Origin of the sequence: Paenibacillus vortex V453 (assembly GCF_000193415.1) — a bacterium.
GTDB lineage: Bacteria > Bacillota > Bacilli > Paenibacillales > Paenibacillaceae > Paenibacillus_AQ > Paenibacillus_AQ glucanolyticus.
Window position 1 is genome coordinate 152,386 of the sequence record NZ_ADHJ01000009.1, and the last position, 14,534, is coordinate 166,919.

The 14,534-nt window shown below is 49.9% G+C and carries 11 protein-coding genes and 1 pseudogene; 2 read left to right on the plus strand and 10 right to left on the minus strand.

Features of this window, described 5'->3' with window-relative positions; genetic code table 11:
* Positions 1-41: 41 nt before the first annotated feature.
* Genes PVOR_RS04650 through PVOR_RS04660 form a run of 3 tightly spaced genes read right to left on the minus strand, consistent with a single transcriptional unit; the run spans position 42 to position 3,071 of the window.
* Positions 42-881 (minus strand): carbohydrate ABC transporter permease, encoded by an 840-nt coding sequence (locus PVOR_RS04650; RefSeq protein WP_006207931.1) that lies wholly within the window; start codon positions 879-881, stop codon positions 42-44.
* Positions 868-1,746, minus strand: a complete 879-nt coding sequence (locus tag PVOR_RS04655) for a carbohydrate ABC transporter permease (protein WP_234972779.1) — start codon at positions 1,744-1,746, stop codon at positions 868-870. The genes PVOR_RS04650 and PVOR_RS04655 overlap by 14 nt, the downstream gene beginning before the upstream one ends.
* A gap of 5 nt (positions 1,747-1,751) precedes the next feature.
* Positions 1,752-3,071: an ABC transporter substrate-binding protein gene (locus tag PVOR_RS04660; protein ID WP_006207933.1), complete on the minus strand. Its 1,320-nt coding sequence runs from the start codon at positions 3,069-3,071 to the stop codon at positions 1,752-1,754.
* A gap of 374 nt (positions 3,072-3,445) precedes the next feature.
* Between PVOR_RS04660 and PVOR_RS04665 the strand changes: the two are divergent.
* Both PVOR_RS04665 and PVOR_RS04670 read left to right on the plus strand, forming a co-directional pair.
* A pseudogene (locus tag PVOR_RS04665) lies at positions 3,446-4,457 on the plus strand (LacI family DNA-binding transcriptional regulator).
* A 43-nt stretch (positions 4,458-4,500) separates the two neighbouring features.
* Positions 4,501-6,228 (plus strand): phospho-sugar mutase, encoded by a 1,728-nt coding sequence (locus PVOR_RS04670; protein ID WP_006207934.1) that lies wholly within the window; start codon positions 4,501-4,503, stop codon positions 6,226-6,228.
* An 86-nt stretch (positions 6,229-6,314) separates the two neighbouring features.
* Here the strand turns inward: PVOR_RS04670 and PVOR_RS04675 are convergent, their stop codons facing one another.
* The 7 genes from PVOR_RS04675 to PVOR_RS04705 form a co-directional block, all read right to left on the minus strand.
* Positions 6,315-8,774: a UvrD-helicase domain-containing protein gene (locus tag PVOR_RS04675; protein WP_006207935.1), complete on the minus strand. Its 2,460-nt coding sequence runs from the start codon at positions 8,772-8,774 to the stop codon at positions 6,315-6,317.
* Positions 8,775-9,305: 531 nt separating this feature from the next.
* Positions 9,306-10,559, minus strand: a complete 1,254-nt coding sequence (locus tag PVOR_RS04680) for an anti-sigma factor (RefSeq protein WP_006207936.1) — start codon at positions 10,557-10,559, stop codon at positions 9,306-9,308.
* Positions 10,556-11,056: a sigma-70 family RNA polymerase sigma factor gene (locus PVOR_RS04685; RefSeq protein ID WP_006207937.1), complete on the minus strand. Its 501-nt coding sequence runs from the start codon at positions 11,054-11,056 to the stop codon at positions 10,556-10,558. The genes PVOR_RS04680 and PVOR_RS04685 overlap by 4 nt, the downstream gene beginning before the upstream one ends.
* Positions 11,057-11,367: 311 nt before the next feature.
* Positions 11,368-12,129, minus strand: coding sequence for a stalk domain-containing protein (locus tag PVOR_RS04690; protein ID WP_006207938.1), 762 nt, complete (start codon positions 12,127-12,129; stop codon positions 11,368-11,370).
* Positions 12,130-12,184: 55 nt separating this feature from the next.
* Positions 12,185-12,811 carry a hypothetical protein gene (locus PVOR_RS04695; RefSeq protein WP_006207939.1) on the minus strand — a complete coding sequence of 209 codons (627 nt, stop codon included), beginning with the start codon at positions 12,809-12,811 and terminating at the stop codon, positions 12,185-12,187.
* A gap of 167 nt (positions 12,812-12,978) precedes the next feature.
* Positions 12,979-14,079, minus strand: coding sequence for an ArnT family glycosyltransferase (locus PVOR_RS04700; protein WP_234972778.1), 1,101 nt, complete (start codon positions 14,077-14,079; stop codon positions 12,979-12,981).
* A gap of 175 nt (positions 14,080-14,254) precedes the next feature.
* On the minus strand, positions 14,255-14,485 hold the full coding sequence (locus PVOR_RS04705; RefSeq protein ID WP_006207941.1) for a hypothetical protein: 231 nt from the start codon (positions 14,483-14,485) through the stop codon (positions 14,255-14,257).
* Positions 14,486-14,534 lie beyond the last annotated feature (49 nt).

Here is a 14,534-nt window from a genome sequence, read left to right on the forward strand (position 1 = left end):
TTCCTGCAGCCATCGGACGTTATTTCGAAAATATCCTGTTTTTATTTGAGACTGAACTGCATGCCTTCCTTGAACTTTTTGCCGAAGATTGCAAACATGATAATAATCGGCACGGTGAGCAGGACGGATGCAGCATACAGCGGACCAGGATAACTGCCATACGGTCCGAACATCTGGGACAAGAGAACGTTGAGTGTCAGCATGTTGTCGCTGCGAACAACGATCATATCCCATAGAAGCTCTGTCCAGCGCTCCATTAGCAAGAACAGGAAGATAACCGCGGTTATGGACTTGGACATGGGCAACATGATTTTGTACAAAATTTTAAAATCCGATGCGCCATCCAGCTTCGCTGCTTCAATAAAGGCATCCGGAACAGCTTTAAAGAAGTTGGTGTACATGAAAATCGCCCATAAACTGACGGCCTTAGGAATGATCATGGCCCAGTACGTATCGTAAAGTCCTACCTTCTGGATGATGAGGAAGTTTGGAATCAGCAGAATGATCGCCGGGAAGAACATATGGAATAACACGAAGTTATTCACGGTATCGCGTCCGCGGAATTTCAATTTGGACAGCGCATAGGCTACCATGATTCCGAACAACATCATAAGGAAGGTGGAGGCAACTGAAACGATGACGCTGTTGAAGAATGCATTCATCCAGGGACGGGCAATGCCGACCTCGCCGCCGGTCAGGAGCCATTCATAGGATTTTAAAGAAAATTTGCTTGGAACGAGCTGCCTGTCCACTTGTGCCCAATCCGCAAACGAGTTGAGCACCATGTACAAGTAGGGGTACACCATGACGAGAAGCAGAAGGGTGGCCAGTACATAGCGGCTCGCGAGACGACGTTTACTATTTTTCTTAGACCCAACCATTTCGTTTCCCCCAGCTTTCCAGCAGTTTACGAATCACGAAGATCGAGATGAACGTGACAATCGATGCCATAATGGCAATCGCGGATGCATATCCTGCTTGCAGATTCGTAAAGGCTTGATTAAAGATTTCCATCTGCCATGTATTGGTTGCGAAGTTCGGTCCGCCACCCGTCAGCTGGTAAACTTCTGTAAAGATGCCGAAGGTTACGCCGAACGAAAGAATGAGTGTTGTATACAGGGCAGGGTACAAGAGCGGCAGTGTGATTTTCCAGAAGCGCTGTCTGTCGCTTACCCCATCAATGGCAGCTGCTTCATACACTTCTTTGTCAATGCTTTCAAGACCCGACGTCAGGATCAACGCATAATAACCTGTGAACTTCCAGGCCAGAATCAAACCGACGATAAACAGTGCAGAGAAAGGTGAGCCGAGCCAGTCGATATTAATCCCGAAGGTGCCTCTTAAGAACTCGTTGACCGGGCTGTTGTAAGATAGAAAGCCTTGTACGATCAGGGATGCAACAACTCCTGAGGATAGATACGGCAGGAAGAACCCGATCAGGTATACGCTTTTGAATTTAGGCAATCCCTGAATAACAACGGCTACGGCCAGCGACATGGCGGTTACCAGTGGAACAAACAGCATCATGAATTTGTAAGTCACCCAGAAGGCGGATTGCACACCGGGCGCTGCCATGGCTTTTCGGAAATTGTCCAGTCCCACAAAATCAAATTCGGGGGCGATAAGATCCCAATTCGTAAAAGAAAGGTACAAGGACCAAAGCAGTGGTCCCAGAAAAAATACCAGTCCGAAAATAATGTAGGGACTGGCGAAAAGCCAGCCCAACTTATTATTTTGCTTATTAATCATGATTAAAGTTCACCTTCAATCGCTTTCTTCATGTTATTCCAACCGGTTTGCGGATCGATTTCGCCGCGAATGACCTTATTGAAGGCCTCTTGTCCAATTAAAGTTTGCAGTTCATTGAATTTTGGATTATCCATGGCAGGAACGCCTTTGGATACCGCTTCCGCATACAGAGCCAGCTCCGGTTTTTCAGCGAGGATCTGCTTGAAGCCTTCCACTTCATTCAGATCATCACGTGCCGGCGGCAGGTTGGTTTGCTTAAACCATTTCACGTCATTTTCTTCATTGGCATAAACCCATTTCAAGAATTCGGCAGCAGCTTGCTGCGACGCTTCAGGAGCACCGGAGAAAATCACGAGGCCTTTTGCATCCGCATAGGTTTTGGCATTGGCCGGATCCATATGATCCGGAACCGGAGGCAGGGTCAGGGTGAAGTTCTCTCCATATTTAAGTTCAGGATACTTCGTTGCCCACATATCGAATGTCCAAGGACCGATATCAGTGAACACACCGGCGCCGGTTTCGAATGGATCGGTTGCATTCTGGGCCAATATGCCGCCAGCCTTGCGAAGATCATCGACAAAAGTCAGCATTTCAACGCCGGCTTTATCGTCAGCAACCAGGTTTTGGCCTTCAATGAATTTGTTGCCGTCTGAAGCTGCATTGTAGAGCAGGAAGAAGTCAAACCAGCGTTTCCAAGCTGTAGGGTCCGCAAGGTCAGCGCCTTTGGCCCACATATATTTATCCGGATATTTTGCTTTCAGCTTCGCTGTTGCTTCCAGAACCTCACTGTAGGTTTGAGGCGGCTCATTATATCCGATTTCTTTGAGGAAATCGGTACGCCAGCCAATGAGCATCGGGTTAGAGTAGATCGGCAGTACATATTGATGGCCGTCTGCAAATTCCCAAGGGGCAATCGTTTCCGCCATGTTACGGGACTCTACCATCTCTTTAAATTGCGGCAGTTCATCAAGAGCGACCAGCGCTTTACTGTTGGATAGCTGCGCAGCGAATCCACGATTGATATTCTCTGCTACCGTCGGTGCATTCCCGCCAGCAATGGCAGCCTGAATACTCGCTTCGGAACTTGGTGATTCTTTAATGGCGCTAACGTTAACCTTTACGTCCGGATTCACAGCTTCGTATTCTTTGGCCATCTCTTGCCAAAATGCTTGCTGCGGCGGGTTAGGAGCGGCCCAGAACTCAACGGTAGTTACACCATCAGCGCTTTGCCCCCCGCTGCCGCCGCCATTACCACAAGCTGCGAGGACCGTTCCACCTACCAATGTAATTGCCAGAAGCAAAGAAACTCTTGATTTTTTCATGTTGACCCTTCCTCCCAAATGCAATGTGTCTTCCATTAACGGAAGTTTAAATCGCTATCTTTGTAACGTTACAAAATATAATTACTCATTACTGAAAGCGTTATATCAACATTATTATTCATGAATCATGCTTTTGTCAACGCTTTATCATGTAGAATACAACAAACAATTAATTCCTGTGAGGTAAATTACACAAATATATCACTTTACACATTAAACTTGTAATGTTAAAATAATGTTTGTAATGTTAAGCCAAGAAGCTTTCAAATCTCTGATGGTTTTCGGTATAGTATGATGAGAATCCATTCACCCTATACAACTATTCTTACTATAAAGAGAAAGGAACGTTATCCTTGACTAAGCCAAAAATTACGATGCAGGATATCGCAGACCACTTGCAAATCTCCAAGAACTCGGTTTCGCAAGCACTATCAGGTAAAGGCGGTGTCAGCGAGGAGACGCGCAAGCTCATCATTCAAGCGGCGGATGAGTTAGGCTATGTCTATACGGGTAATCGCAAACGATTCCCGGACCAGGAGGACAAGGAAGAATCTACAGGCAGTATTGCTCTTGTAGCAACGGATTTTGCCTTCTCGATGCGGGGCTTTTTCGGGGAAATCTACCTTACGATAGAAAATGAAGTGCAGAAGAGAGGGAAGAAGCTGCTCATTCAATCCATTTCCCAGCAGATGATGAAGGATCAGACGCTCCCCCCCTTTTATTGAGGGAAGAGAAGTGGACGGGATTCTGATCCTCTCGCATCTCAGTACCGAATATATGAACACGCTAATCGACACGGGGATTCCTACCGTGCTTATCGATCATCACCATCCCGAAGTGCAGGCCGATGCTATTCTTACGAACAACCGGTTCAGTGCCTATCATGTCGTTAAACATCTCTACGAGCTCGGACATAGAGACATTGGTTTTGTTGGAAATACGTCCTTCTCTCCAAGCTATTACGAACGCCTTGAAGGATTCAGACTTGCCCACTATGAACTTGGGATGGAACTCCAACCGAATTGGATTCTTAGCGATGCGCAGGAAGATCAGGAGTTTATGGAGAAGCGGCTGCAGGAGCTGGATGAACAGCCAACCGCATGGTTCTGTGTGAATGACGGTCTTGGTTTTATCGTGAATTCCACCATTCGTAATATGGGTTATCATATTCCGGCCGATATTTCGATTATCAGCTTTGATAATGGCCAGCTATCCAGATTGGCTACGCCGAAGACCACCACCATGGGGGTAGATCTCGGTCTGTTCGGTAAAACAGCGATCCGGCAGCTGTTCTGGCGAATGAAGCAGCCCGATGCGCCGCACATGGAGCTGCTGCTGCCGACAACACTCATTGAGCGCGATTCAACGGCAGCCCCGCGCGATTGACTATAATGAACGGATGATTCCCAAGATGGAGGCTGAGTTTAGCATGACCATTCAAACTCAAGAACGAGCGATACAGGCTTACGAACAATGGCTGAGCAGCCGGGTAATTGACGAAGGGTCCAAGGACGAGCTTCGCGAATTAACGCATAACGAGAATGAAATCGTAGATCGTTTCTATAAAGATCTGGAATTCGGAACCGGGGGACTCCGGGGAGTCATCGGCGCAGGCACTAATCGAATCAACATTTATACCGTGGGAAAAGCGACGCAAGGACTTGCTGCTGTGCTGCAAGAGGAGTATGAATCGCCTTCAGCAGTAATCGCTTACGACTCCCGGCATTTCTCACCGGAGTTTGCGCTTGAAGCCGCTTTGGTGTTTGCCGGGAATGGCGTTAAGGCTTATGTATTCGATTCACTTCGTCCGACACCTGAGCTGTCGTATGCGGTTCGGCATCTGAATGCGGAGGCGGGAATAGTCATTACGGCCAGCCACAATCCACCGGAATACAACGGATATAAAGTGTTCGGTGCGGATGGCGGGCAGATCACACCCGATACGGCCTCCAGGGTAATCGAAGCGATCGGACGCATCGGCTCTTTCGAGGAGATCGTTAAGCTGGATCGGGTAGAGGCCGAAGCCCAGGGCTTGCTCGTATGGCTCGGCCAAGAGATTGATGATGCGTATACCCTTGCTGTTGCAGGTGTGAGCCAAAATCCCGAAATCATTCGTGAAGCGAGCGGCGATTACCGGATTGTATTTACGCCCCTGCACGGAACTGGTAATGTTCCCGTACGTGCAGTGCTGCAGCATCTTGGATTTCAGCATGTGGATATCGTGCCCGAACAAGAGCAGCCGGATGCCGATTTCTCAACCGTACAATCGCCTAATCCGGAAGAGCATGCCGCGTTTGAGTTGGCCATCACCCAGGCTAAGGCGTGCGGCGCCGACCTCATCCTCGGTACCGATCCGGATGCCGACCGTATGGGCGCTGTGATTCAAGACGATCAAGAGGAGTATTTTATCCTCAGCGGTAATCAGTCGGGCGCTATCATGTTGCACTACTTGCTAGAATCCATGAAGCAAAAAGGAACGCTGCCGGAGAACGTTGCTATCATCAAAACGATTGTAACCAGTGAGATGGGAGCTGCCATAGCAGCAGCTTATGGAATGTCCGTATTTAATACGCTGACCGGGTTTAAATATATTGGTGAGAAAATGACGCAGTTTGAGAAAACCGGAGAATTTGAATGTATTTTTGGCTATGAGGAGAGTTACGGCTATCTTGCCGGTAATTATGCCCGTGACAAGGACGCTGTCGTTGCCGCAATGCTCATTGCGGAGGCTGGCGCTTATTATAAAGCGCAGGGCAAGTCCTTATATGAAGTGCTCCAGGAACTCTACGATACCTATGGCTATTTTGCCGAGAAGCTGGAGACCAGAACGCTTAAGGGCATTCAAGGCGTACAGCTGATTGAGGGCATCATGAGCGCTTGGCGCGAATCGGCACCAAATGAAGTAGGGGGTATCGAGCTTAGTCAAATCGAGGATTTCAGCCTGGGACTGTATGATCTACCGCAAGAGAATGTGCTGAAGTTCCGTCTCGCAGATGGAAGCTGGTTCTGTCTTCGCCCATCCGGCACGGAACCGAAGATCAAGATGTATTTTGCAGCTCAGGGAAGCACCAATGAGGAGGCACAGGCGAGGATCGCTGCGCTTACTCAAGATGTCATGGCTCGAATTGATGCCTATATCGAGCCGTTTCAGAAATAGAGAAAGTAGAATAAAGGACTGAACCTGACCGTTCGATGAAGAACGGGGAAGGCTCAGTCTTTTTTGATCATGATGTTTTTCCAACATTACGAATTTGGGCGCCTTTGATGCACCGGGACCTCTTTTTGCCCCCGTTTCATAGGTGATTGGCATAGGGGACAGGACTTGTTCTCCCGGTCTCGTATGTTAGCAGAGGTAGGGGTGCTGACCCGCTGCCAGCCCTTACAGTTTGGGCTGGTGCACAGCCACACATCAACGATCTCTGTAGCAACGCTGGCAGCCTGACTGAGCGAGCTGGAAGCCGAAACCGAGCGCGAGCTCTGGTTTCTGTGACCAGCAGCACTCACAAGGGCTGGTCTGGCAGAAGGGGACAGGGATGAGTGCTTGTCCGAGGCTTCTATGCTAATCGTCCGTTTAGCCGTAAAGGATGGGCGGGCCATCGATCCACCGACCTTGCCAGGTATGCTATTTCCTTGCTTGCTCTGTTCATCTGTGAGGAACACATCCCGGAAGAAGCGGGAAACCTCCGCTTTCCGTCCCCGATAAAAGCCGGGTGAACTGATAATCAATTCATCCCGTGCTCTTGTGATGGCTACATAAGCCAATCTCCGCTCTTCTTCCAGCGCGTCAAGCGCCTTATCCTCTTTGCCCGATAGAGGGCGCTGATCGTCCCTGCGCTCAGCATCCAGAGCCGACGTATGCGGGAGGATGCCTTCGCTTGCCCCGATGAGACAGACCGAGGGAAACTCCAGCCCCTTGGATTTATGGATGGTCATTAACCGGACCGCATCTGCGTGCTCGTCCCGTTTCATAGCCGCCATTTCCTTATGAACGATGATCAGCCGGTCGACAAACTCGACGAATTCGCTGATTTCGCTGAAGCGCTTTGCCGAAGCCTCCAGTTCATCGAGTCCCTCCTGTATAAATTCCTTATGGAGGGTCATCTCCTGACGCTCGTCCGCCTCCAGAAATTTGTCGTAGAATTGCCGCCTCATTTCCTGCACGGCTTGAAGGGGCTCCATCGCCTTAAGTCCCTTGATGAGCTTGGAGCGCGTCCTTATATTCTCGATCTGAAAATCCTTAAGACCGGGAAACGTGAGCAGGTGGGAAAGAGGACCTTTCTTGGGACGCGGAGCATCCTGCTGCCGGATGAAGGCCATGCCCTTGTCCCGGTTGATGTAAAGGGTGTGGAGCATACCCTCCATCGCCGTGAAATTGCGGCGGTCCAGCGACAGCCGCAGATGGTCCATGAGCGGTTTGACAATCCACTGCTCATAGAACAGATCTCCGTTCTCGTAATGAATGAACGGAATCTCCCGCATCACGAGCTGCTCGAAGATCGCTCGGCTGTTATTCGCGGTCCGGTACAGAATCGCATGATCACGATATGGCTTCCCATGCTCCTGAACCTGCGCGGTGATATGGGTCAGGAGCAGCTCCGCTTCTTGGTCGGGATCGCCGGGACGAAGATACAGCGGCACGCCGCTGCTCTTGCGGGTGGACCGAAGCTGCTTGGGCCGGCGGCGTTCATTGACGCGAATCATTTCATTCCCGAGCCCGACAATCGAGGAGAGGGAGCGATAATTAATATCCAGCGTCACCACCTTGGCCCCGGGGAACGTCTGGTCGAATTCCAGAATGAATTCGTTGCGCGCGCCGTTGAAGCCGTATATGGTCTGGTCATCGTCACCGACCACCATCAGGTTGCGGTGGGGAGCGACGATTTTCTTCAGCAGCTCATAAGGCAGCAGTCCTGTATCCTGAAACTCGTCGACCATGACATAACGATACCGCCGCTGAAGGGAGGCAAGAAGTCCGGGGTCATTAGACAGCAGACGGTAGGACAAGACCAGAATATCGTCAAAATCCATCTGGCCATGATCTTCCTTCCATGCTTCATATCGGGCGAAGATTTGTCTTTGCTCCACTTCGGCAGGGGTTTTCACGGACAAGTCGTCAAGACCGGTCAAACTCATCCTGTAAGCGGACCACAGCGATAGCAGGGTTTCCGCCTCGTAGCTGTCCTGTAATCCCATTTCCCGCAGGATTCGCTTCATAATGAATTGCTGATGCCTGGAGTTGCTGAGAATTTCTTGTTTGTAACCTCGCGTTCGCAGCAGGTACAGGAAGAAGGAGTGAAAAGTTCTTGCCGTTACCTTGGCGGTTTCATTAGCTCTCAGGCCGGGAAGCGCCATAATACGCTCCTTCATCTCGGCTGCTGCCTTGGATGAGAAGGTGACCAGCAGGATGGAAGCAGGATCGACCCTCTGGGCAGCGATGAGGTAGCCTGTCCGGCTGACCAGCACGGAAGTCTTGCCGGAGCCGGCTCCGGCAAGCGTGAGCAGCGGTCCTTGCGTATGTCGTACGGCCTGGATCTGGGCTCGGTTCAGCAGCAGCCCCTGCGATTCCAAGCCGCGAAAAAAAGCCGCATCCGGCGCGTCATCGCTGATCAGGTCCTGGCTGTTCTCGAAGGAAGCCAGCTTGGCAAACGGAATATCCTGACGCTCACCGCCGTACGGGCGTTTATAAAAGGGTATGGATGTCATGAAATTCACCAGTCATTTCGTATTTCGGTTATAGTCTTAACCAGTTTACCGGATTCTCGCAAGTCTGGCAAAGCGCAGGATATGGATGAGACATGGGCTGGCAGCCATTGAAAGGGAGTTTGATACTGTGAATAGGACTAACTTTATAGATCGGAAAGTGTTATATTGATGGAGAAATTTTAACATGCGAAATCTAAAGGAGGGGCCCCATGCTGGTTGTTATTGTATTATTACAGCTCATTATCATCGGCATTCTGCTGAACATAAACGGCAAGCTTAACCGCGCGATTACATAACTGAAGCTATGGAGAGGGATCGTAAAGTGCGGGAGGAGCGGGAGAAGCAGCAGCGAATGGAGGCATTGTCGCTGAGAGCAGCGATAAGGGCAAAGATCCCTTTATGATCTGAATTATTTATATGAATAATAAAAAAAATCCCGGATTCCTCTCAGAAGCGGGAGACCCGGGATGAGGTAACGATGATATATGATCTGTCATTTCATCCTAATTCCTGTAACAGGATAGTCATCATTCACTGTGCATCGCTCCAATTCCACAGCTGTACTTCCCCGACCCGCAGGTCACGCACCCAGGAGACCTCCCGGAGGGTGAGCAGTTCCTTGACGGGGCCGGTTATGACAGCGCCATAGAGGTGAACGCCGTTTTGCTCCACATAAGCTAAGGAAGCGTCTACGTCTACGAACGGAGCAACCCGCTCGGCAATCAGTTCGTACTCCTGCAGAAGCCGCAGCGATTTCTTGAAATGCTCATTCCGAAGCTCCCCGTCCCCGTAGGTTTCTACTGAAGGGTAGTGTCCGCCACTGGACACGACTTTGCCGAACCAGCCTCTTTTTTCTTCCTTATAGGAGGTCACGGTCAAGTCGTCATGATGCCAGACAGGGTAAGCCGGGAAGCCGATGGGATTCGAGATTACTTCGTCTTCCCCACCGAATCGGGTATCCGGTCCGTTGTCAACCGCAAACCAGACGGACTCCATATTCCGGTTCTCAAATTGCTTCAGCAGCTCGTCGGTTGTGAAGAAACGGTTAAATGAAACATAGGCCTCGGCTACAGTACCCTCCGGCAGTTTTTCAAGCCGGGACCAGTCACCGCTCTTGGTGGAAGAGTCACCGCTCTTTGGTTCCTCAAGCTTTTCTCGTTCAGCTTCCTCTTCGCCTGCAGAAGAAGTCTCTGAGCTATCTTTTGGACGATAGAAAATCTGTGACGAACCCGAGCTGCCATCTCTCCAATCCATTTCGACCGACGGCAGTCCAAACAGGAAGTTGACGGTGTATTGACCCACTGCAACCCGTTCACTCCCCACTTGTTTGAGCATGTCCCCGGACATTTCCTGACTGAAGAAGGTTTTGCCCTGACTGCTTAGCGAAACATCTATGTTAGGTTTGGAGATCGAGATGGCGGAAGCAATGGCATCCCGGTATTTATCGGTTCGGTCCGGGTCGCCAGCACTATAAAATAGCGCCGTTACAATGGAACTAATGACCGTAACAATCAGAAGCAAGGATAATACCGTCAGCGTGTTGGAGACCCGTGCTCTCCATTTGCCTCGGCGGACGATCCGCTTTTCTTTTTTGGGGGAGAGGGCGCTTTGATCGTCGGGGCGCTTGGGCATAGCATTATTAGAGCCTGTATTATCCATCCATTCATCCAGGAAAGCCTGGTATTCTTCCAGCTTTTCCATTTCCCGCTCGACTTCGAATTTTTCCTCGTCACTCAAACGGCCGTCTGCGTAATCCTTCAGTCGCTGCTTGAATTCTTCGCTCATAACGTCTCTTCCTTTCGTTTCATGTCTCGCAGCCGCTGTCTGGCCCGAAATAGCAAAATCTTGATATGGGATAAGGTGATGCCCATAATATCCGCCGCCTCCTGGTAGGTGAATTGATGAAAATCCACCAAGATAATCGCCTGGCGCTGATTCTCCGGAATAGCCGTCAGCATCTGGCCGATTTCATGCCGGACTTCTTGCTGTAGGAGGGTGTTCTCCGGCGTATCACGGTCAACCACCTGTTCGAAAAAAACAGCTTCCTTCACGGTACTGCGGCTGGCTTTGCGTTGATAATCCACATAAGCATTATGGGCAACCCGAAATAGCCATGGCTTGATTCGTTCTTCCTTCCAATCCTCCAGATACAGATAAGCCCGGTAGAAGGTTTCCTGAACCAGGTCCTCTGCCGTATGGTGGTCATAAGAGAGGGAGTACAAGTAACGGTAAACGTCTTTCACATAATGTTGATAAATCGACTCCAGACTGTTCAGTTTCATGTCCTCCTCTCTATATGAAACACGTATAACCGGAGCAAAAAGTTACAAGGGATATAAAAATGGAGGCAGGCCCAAGCTCGAAAAGCGCAAAGGCAAAAGTAAAAGCAAAAGAGCAAAAGTAAAAGCAAAAGAGCAAAAGCAAAAGCAAAAGCAAAAGCAAAAGCAAAAGCAAAAGCCCGCCAAGTTGAGCGGGCTCTTTGTATCAAACTATAGGTACGACAAGGGAGTGTGCCTGAGCACCAGAAGCAGTGGGCTCAAGCAAGCGAGATTCAGCATCCATGTATCATTAGGCAAGCAGTTAGCGCCTTGTATCACTTCCTGTTCTTGTCTTGGTAAGCTGTCAGCGCTTTGTACTGCTTGCTGTCCTTTTCGGCATAGTCCAGCGCCGTTTTACCGGACGCATCTTGGATTGAGGCATCCACATGGTGCTGGTTCAGCAGCTTGTCGATGTAAAAGTCATTTTTGTTGATGACGGCCAGGTGAAGCGGTGTCTGACCGTCGAAATTTCGCAGGTTATAATCAAGCTCTCCGGCTTTCCCATCCATCTGAACAAACGGGTCGTATAGGGAGGTATCGCCGTCTACGATCAAATAGTGAAGCAGCCCGTTGCCGGTTGTTTCATCCTGGGAATACAGTCTGGCTTCCCCGGCAGCAATAACAATATAAATCTTTTGCATATTTAATTCGCCGTTGACCTGGATCAGCTTCCCGAGATTTTTCACCAAATGGCGTTCTTGGGCAGGTGCTCCTTCAGACTCGGAAGGTGCAGTTGGGCCGACCGGGATGGCCTCTCCGTTCGAGGATTTTGGAATAATTTGTACCCCCTCGGTACCGACAGAGCCGACCTGATACCCAAGCGCTTCCGAGAAGTCCCGCACAGGGACATACAGCTTGTTCTGAATGACAACGGGAGGTTCGGACAGCTTGACCTCCGAGCTGTTCACGACAATTTTAGCAGGGGATGGGACGGCTTTCAGATATACAGCAGCGCCAACGGCGGTACCCGCTGTCAGCGTCACACCGACAATCGCGCCGAGTGCAAAAGCAGGAACAGAAGAGAAACGTTTTTTCATAATATCCTCCCACGGTGGTTTATGGACTTTTACACCATTATATACCAATCCAGTATTATCTCAATTGAATGTCTGGATCAAAGACGACGATTCTCTGTTCATCCAAAGCCATTGTCAACAGATCAGCCTTCAGCTGCTCCTTACTGGTAATGGTGTCAGGCTGGTTTGTCTTCATCTCCGTCGTCAGTTTATTCACTAATCGTTCGATTGATAACATATCCCGATATTCAGGCGGGGAGTAGTCTTCCCAGTATTGATCTTCGCTGATGCCCATCGTATCCAGCATGCGCAAGTGCTGCTCTTGCACCTGCCGCGGCTGGCTCTCAAGCGTCTTTCGAAGCTGCCTTGCTCTTTTAACTCCATCCTGAAGGCTTGCTGCAACGCCCTCGTCGTCAGCCAGCTGCAGCATCAATTCCTTTGTTGCCATCTCTTTGAGGAGTGTGGAGTCATCAGGCAGCGGCGTGTCGCTCTGTGTGAGGTTATTCTTATAGGCGGATAAATCTGTACGCGTGATGTAGGTGGAGTCGACTTGAATCAACGTCTGTCCATTCAGGTCTTCGCGCATGCGATGTTTCTGGCCGGAGCGATCGGAAGCATCGGTAAAGCACAGGATGGTGCTTATCGTCAGAACGCTTGCTACGGCGACACTGAGAATGGTGATGAATTTACGGTTTAATTTCATGCTGTCAATCCTCCTGGCATGAATAAATAGCAGCTTTAATACTAATATAGACGTTTCATCAACCGGAAAGGTTATGCAAAACTATGGAAAAACACCTGAAGGCACGAAATCAAAAGTGCTTTCAGGCGTAGGTGGCCGCTGTGATAGGATCGGCTTCGTATTGATGCCTATTTGCGGAGCAGGCGGGATCTATGCGCGTATATGATCGCTTTGTCTGCCAGAAATGCAGCGTATAGAAGCAGAAAGACTGAATAAGGAAAGCCGGTTCCGTCCAGGCTTGGAACGAACCATTCGGCGGCAATGAAATACAGCAGTGTCAGCAGCACCGGCAGCTGCCGTTTCAGGCGGTATTTCCACACAGACCAGATCACGCCGGCAACCCCGGCGAACAGCATAACGAGGCGTACGGCATCCAATGCGGATTGTACGACTCTTCTTGCTTCCTCATTACCTATGGCAGCCGCATACTTGGAGGTGCGGCCGGCAAATATGCTTCGGAAGAGGTGAACCAAGGGGTTGCCTTCAATGTATCGGGATTCCAGCCACAGTGAGGCGAGGTTCCACGGCCCGGACATATACCTCAACCGATTAAAAAGCGGGATGTTCAGCCACCATGGAGACAGGATGAGCAAGTAACCGGCACTAATCAGAATAATGCCTCCGGTTACGATTTTGACCGGGCTACGGTACTTGATCCAGAAGGGAATGAACAATACCGGGTACAGCAGTGCCTGCAGATTGTAACAAGCCATAAGAGCGGTAAGTGCACCGGCAGCGGCATACCAGCCAGCCTGCCTCAATTCAAGCGCTCCAATTACAGCGCAGGCCAGAAGCAGCATTAAGGTTTGCATCGTAATATCCGGCAGGATCAGACGCACTGCGCCGTAAGCCGGCCAGAACAGAGCATAGATGAAGCACGACAGAAAGGCGATTCGCGTATTGAACATGTAGCGGGACAGCACAAATACCAAGTAAACGGAAAAGGCATGAAAGATGCATTGGAGCAGCTGGTACGCGACCAGAGCAGCATCCATGCTGCCGAATAGAGCAGCAAGTCCGGCAATCATAAGCGGCACACCGGGCATGACGCTGGAGGAATGGTCTTCAAGGTCTCCACCGGGGTGGCTGATCATGGCCGCACTTTGGATATATCGTTCTTCGATTACACTGCTAATGCTCGGTGAGGGTTCATGTCGGCCAGTCAGCACCAGCAGACAGGACATCACCAGAACCGCTGCAATCAGTATCAGCAGCAACCTTCGCTGCACACGGTTTAATGTCCATATGGAAAACAAAGGCTCCACTCCACTCTTTATATTATCTGAAGGTTAATCACATACATACCCTTATATATTAAAGAAAATTCAAGGAAATAAAAAGGCTCCGCAAAAAACGGAGCCATAAGTTCAAATGACGTTCGATTTAACCAGGATCTGTCCCATTCTAGAAGCCGCTGTGATATTTATCGGCGCTGGAAGATCGTTTCTTCGATGTGCCGTCCCGCTGCTTCTCTTCCTGGCGCTCCAGCCTGGCATCTTCCATCGGAATCGGGTCCACATGCTGCTCGCTCTCAAATTTATCGAACAGGCTTTCTTTTTCCGTTGGATATTGTTCAGGGTGATCCATGTTGCCGGGACCGTTATCAAGCGGTAGATCCTTCTTTTTATCAGCCACTGATCTCACCTCACTATCATTGTGATACTACCTTTATACCTTATTTGAG

Excerpts from the sequence above, each read along its gene's own strand:
- PVOR_RS04650 (WP_006207931.1), bottom strand. The coding sequence starts at position 881 with ATGGTTGGGTCTAAGAAAAATAGTAAACGTCGTCTCGCGAGCCGCTAT.
- PVOR_RS04660 (WP_006207933.1), bottom strand. The coding sequence starts at position 3,071 with ATGAAAAAATCAAGAGTTTCTTTGCTTCTGGCAATTACATTGGTAGGT.
- PVOR_RS04670 (WP_006207934.1), top strand. The coding sequence starts at position 4,501 with ATGACCATTCAAACTCAAGAACGAGCGATACAGGCTTACGAACAATGG.
- PVOR_RS04675 (WP_006207935.1), bottom strand. The coding sequence starts at position 8,774 with ATGACATCCATACCCTTTTATAAACGCCCGTACGGCGGTGAGCGTCAG.
- PVOR_RS04680 (WP_006207936.1), bottom strand. The coding sequence starts at position 10,559 with ATGAGCGAAGAATTCAAGCAGCGACTGAAGGATTACGCAGACGGCCGT.
- PVOR_RS04685 (WP_006207937.1), bottom strand. The coding sequence starts at position 11,056 with ATGAAACTGAACAGTCTGGAGTCGATTTATCAACATTATGTGAAAGAC.
- PVOR_RS04690 (WP_006207938.1), bottom strand. The coding sequence starts at position 12,129 with ATGAAAAAACGTTTCTCTTCTGTTCCTGCTTTTGCACTCGGCGCGATT.
- PVOR_RS04695 (WP_006207939.1), bottom strand. The coding sequence starts at position 12,811 with ATGAAATTAAACCGTAAATTCATCACCATTCTCAGTGTCGCCGTAGCA.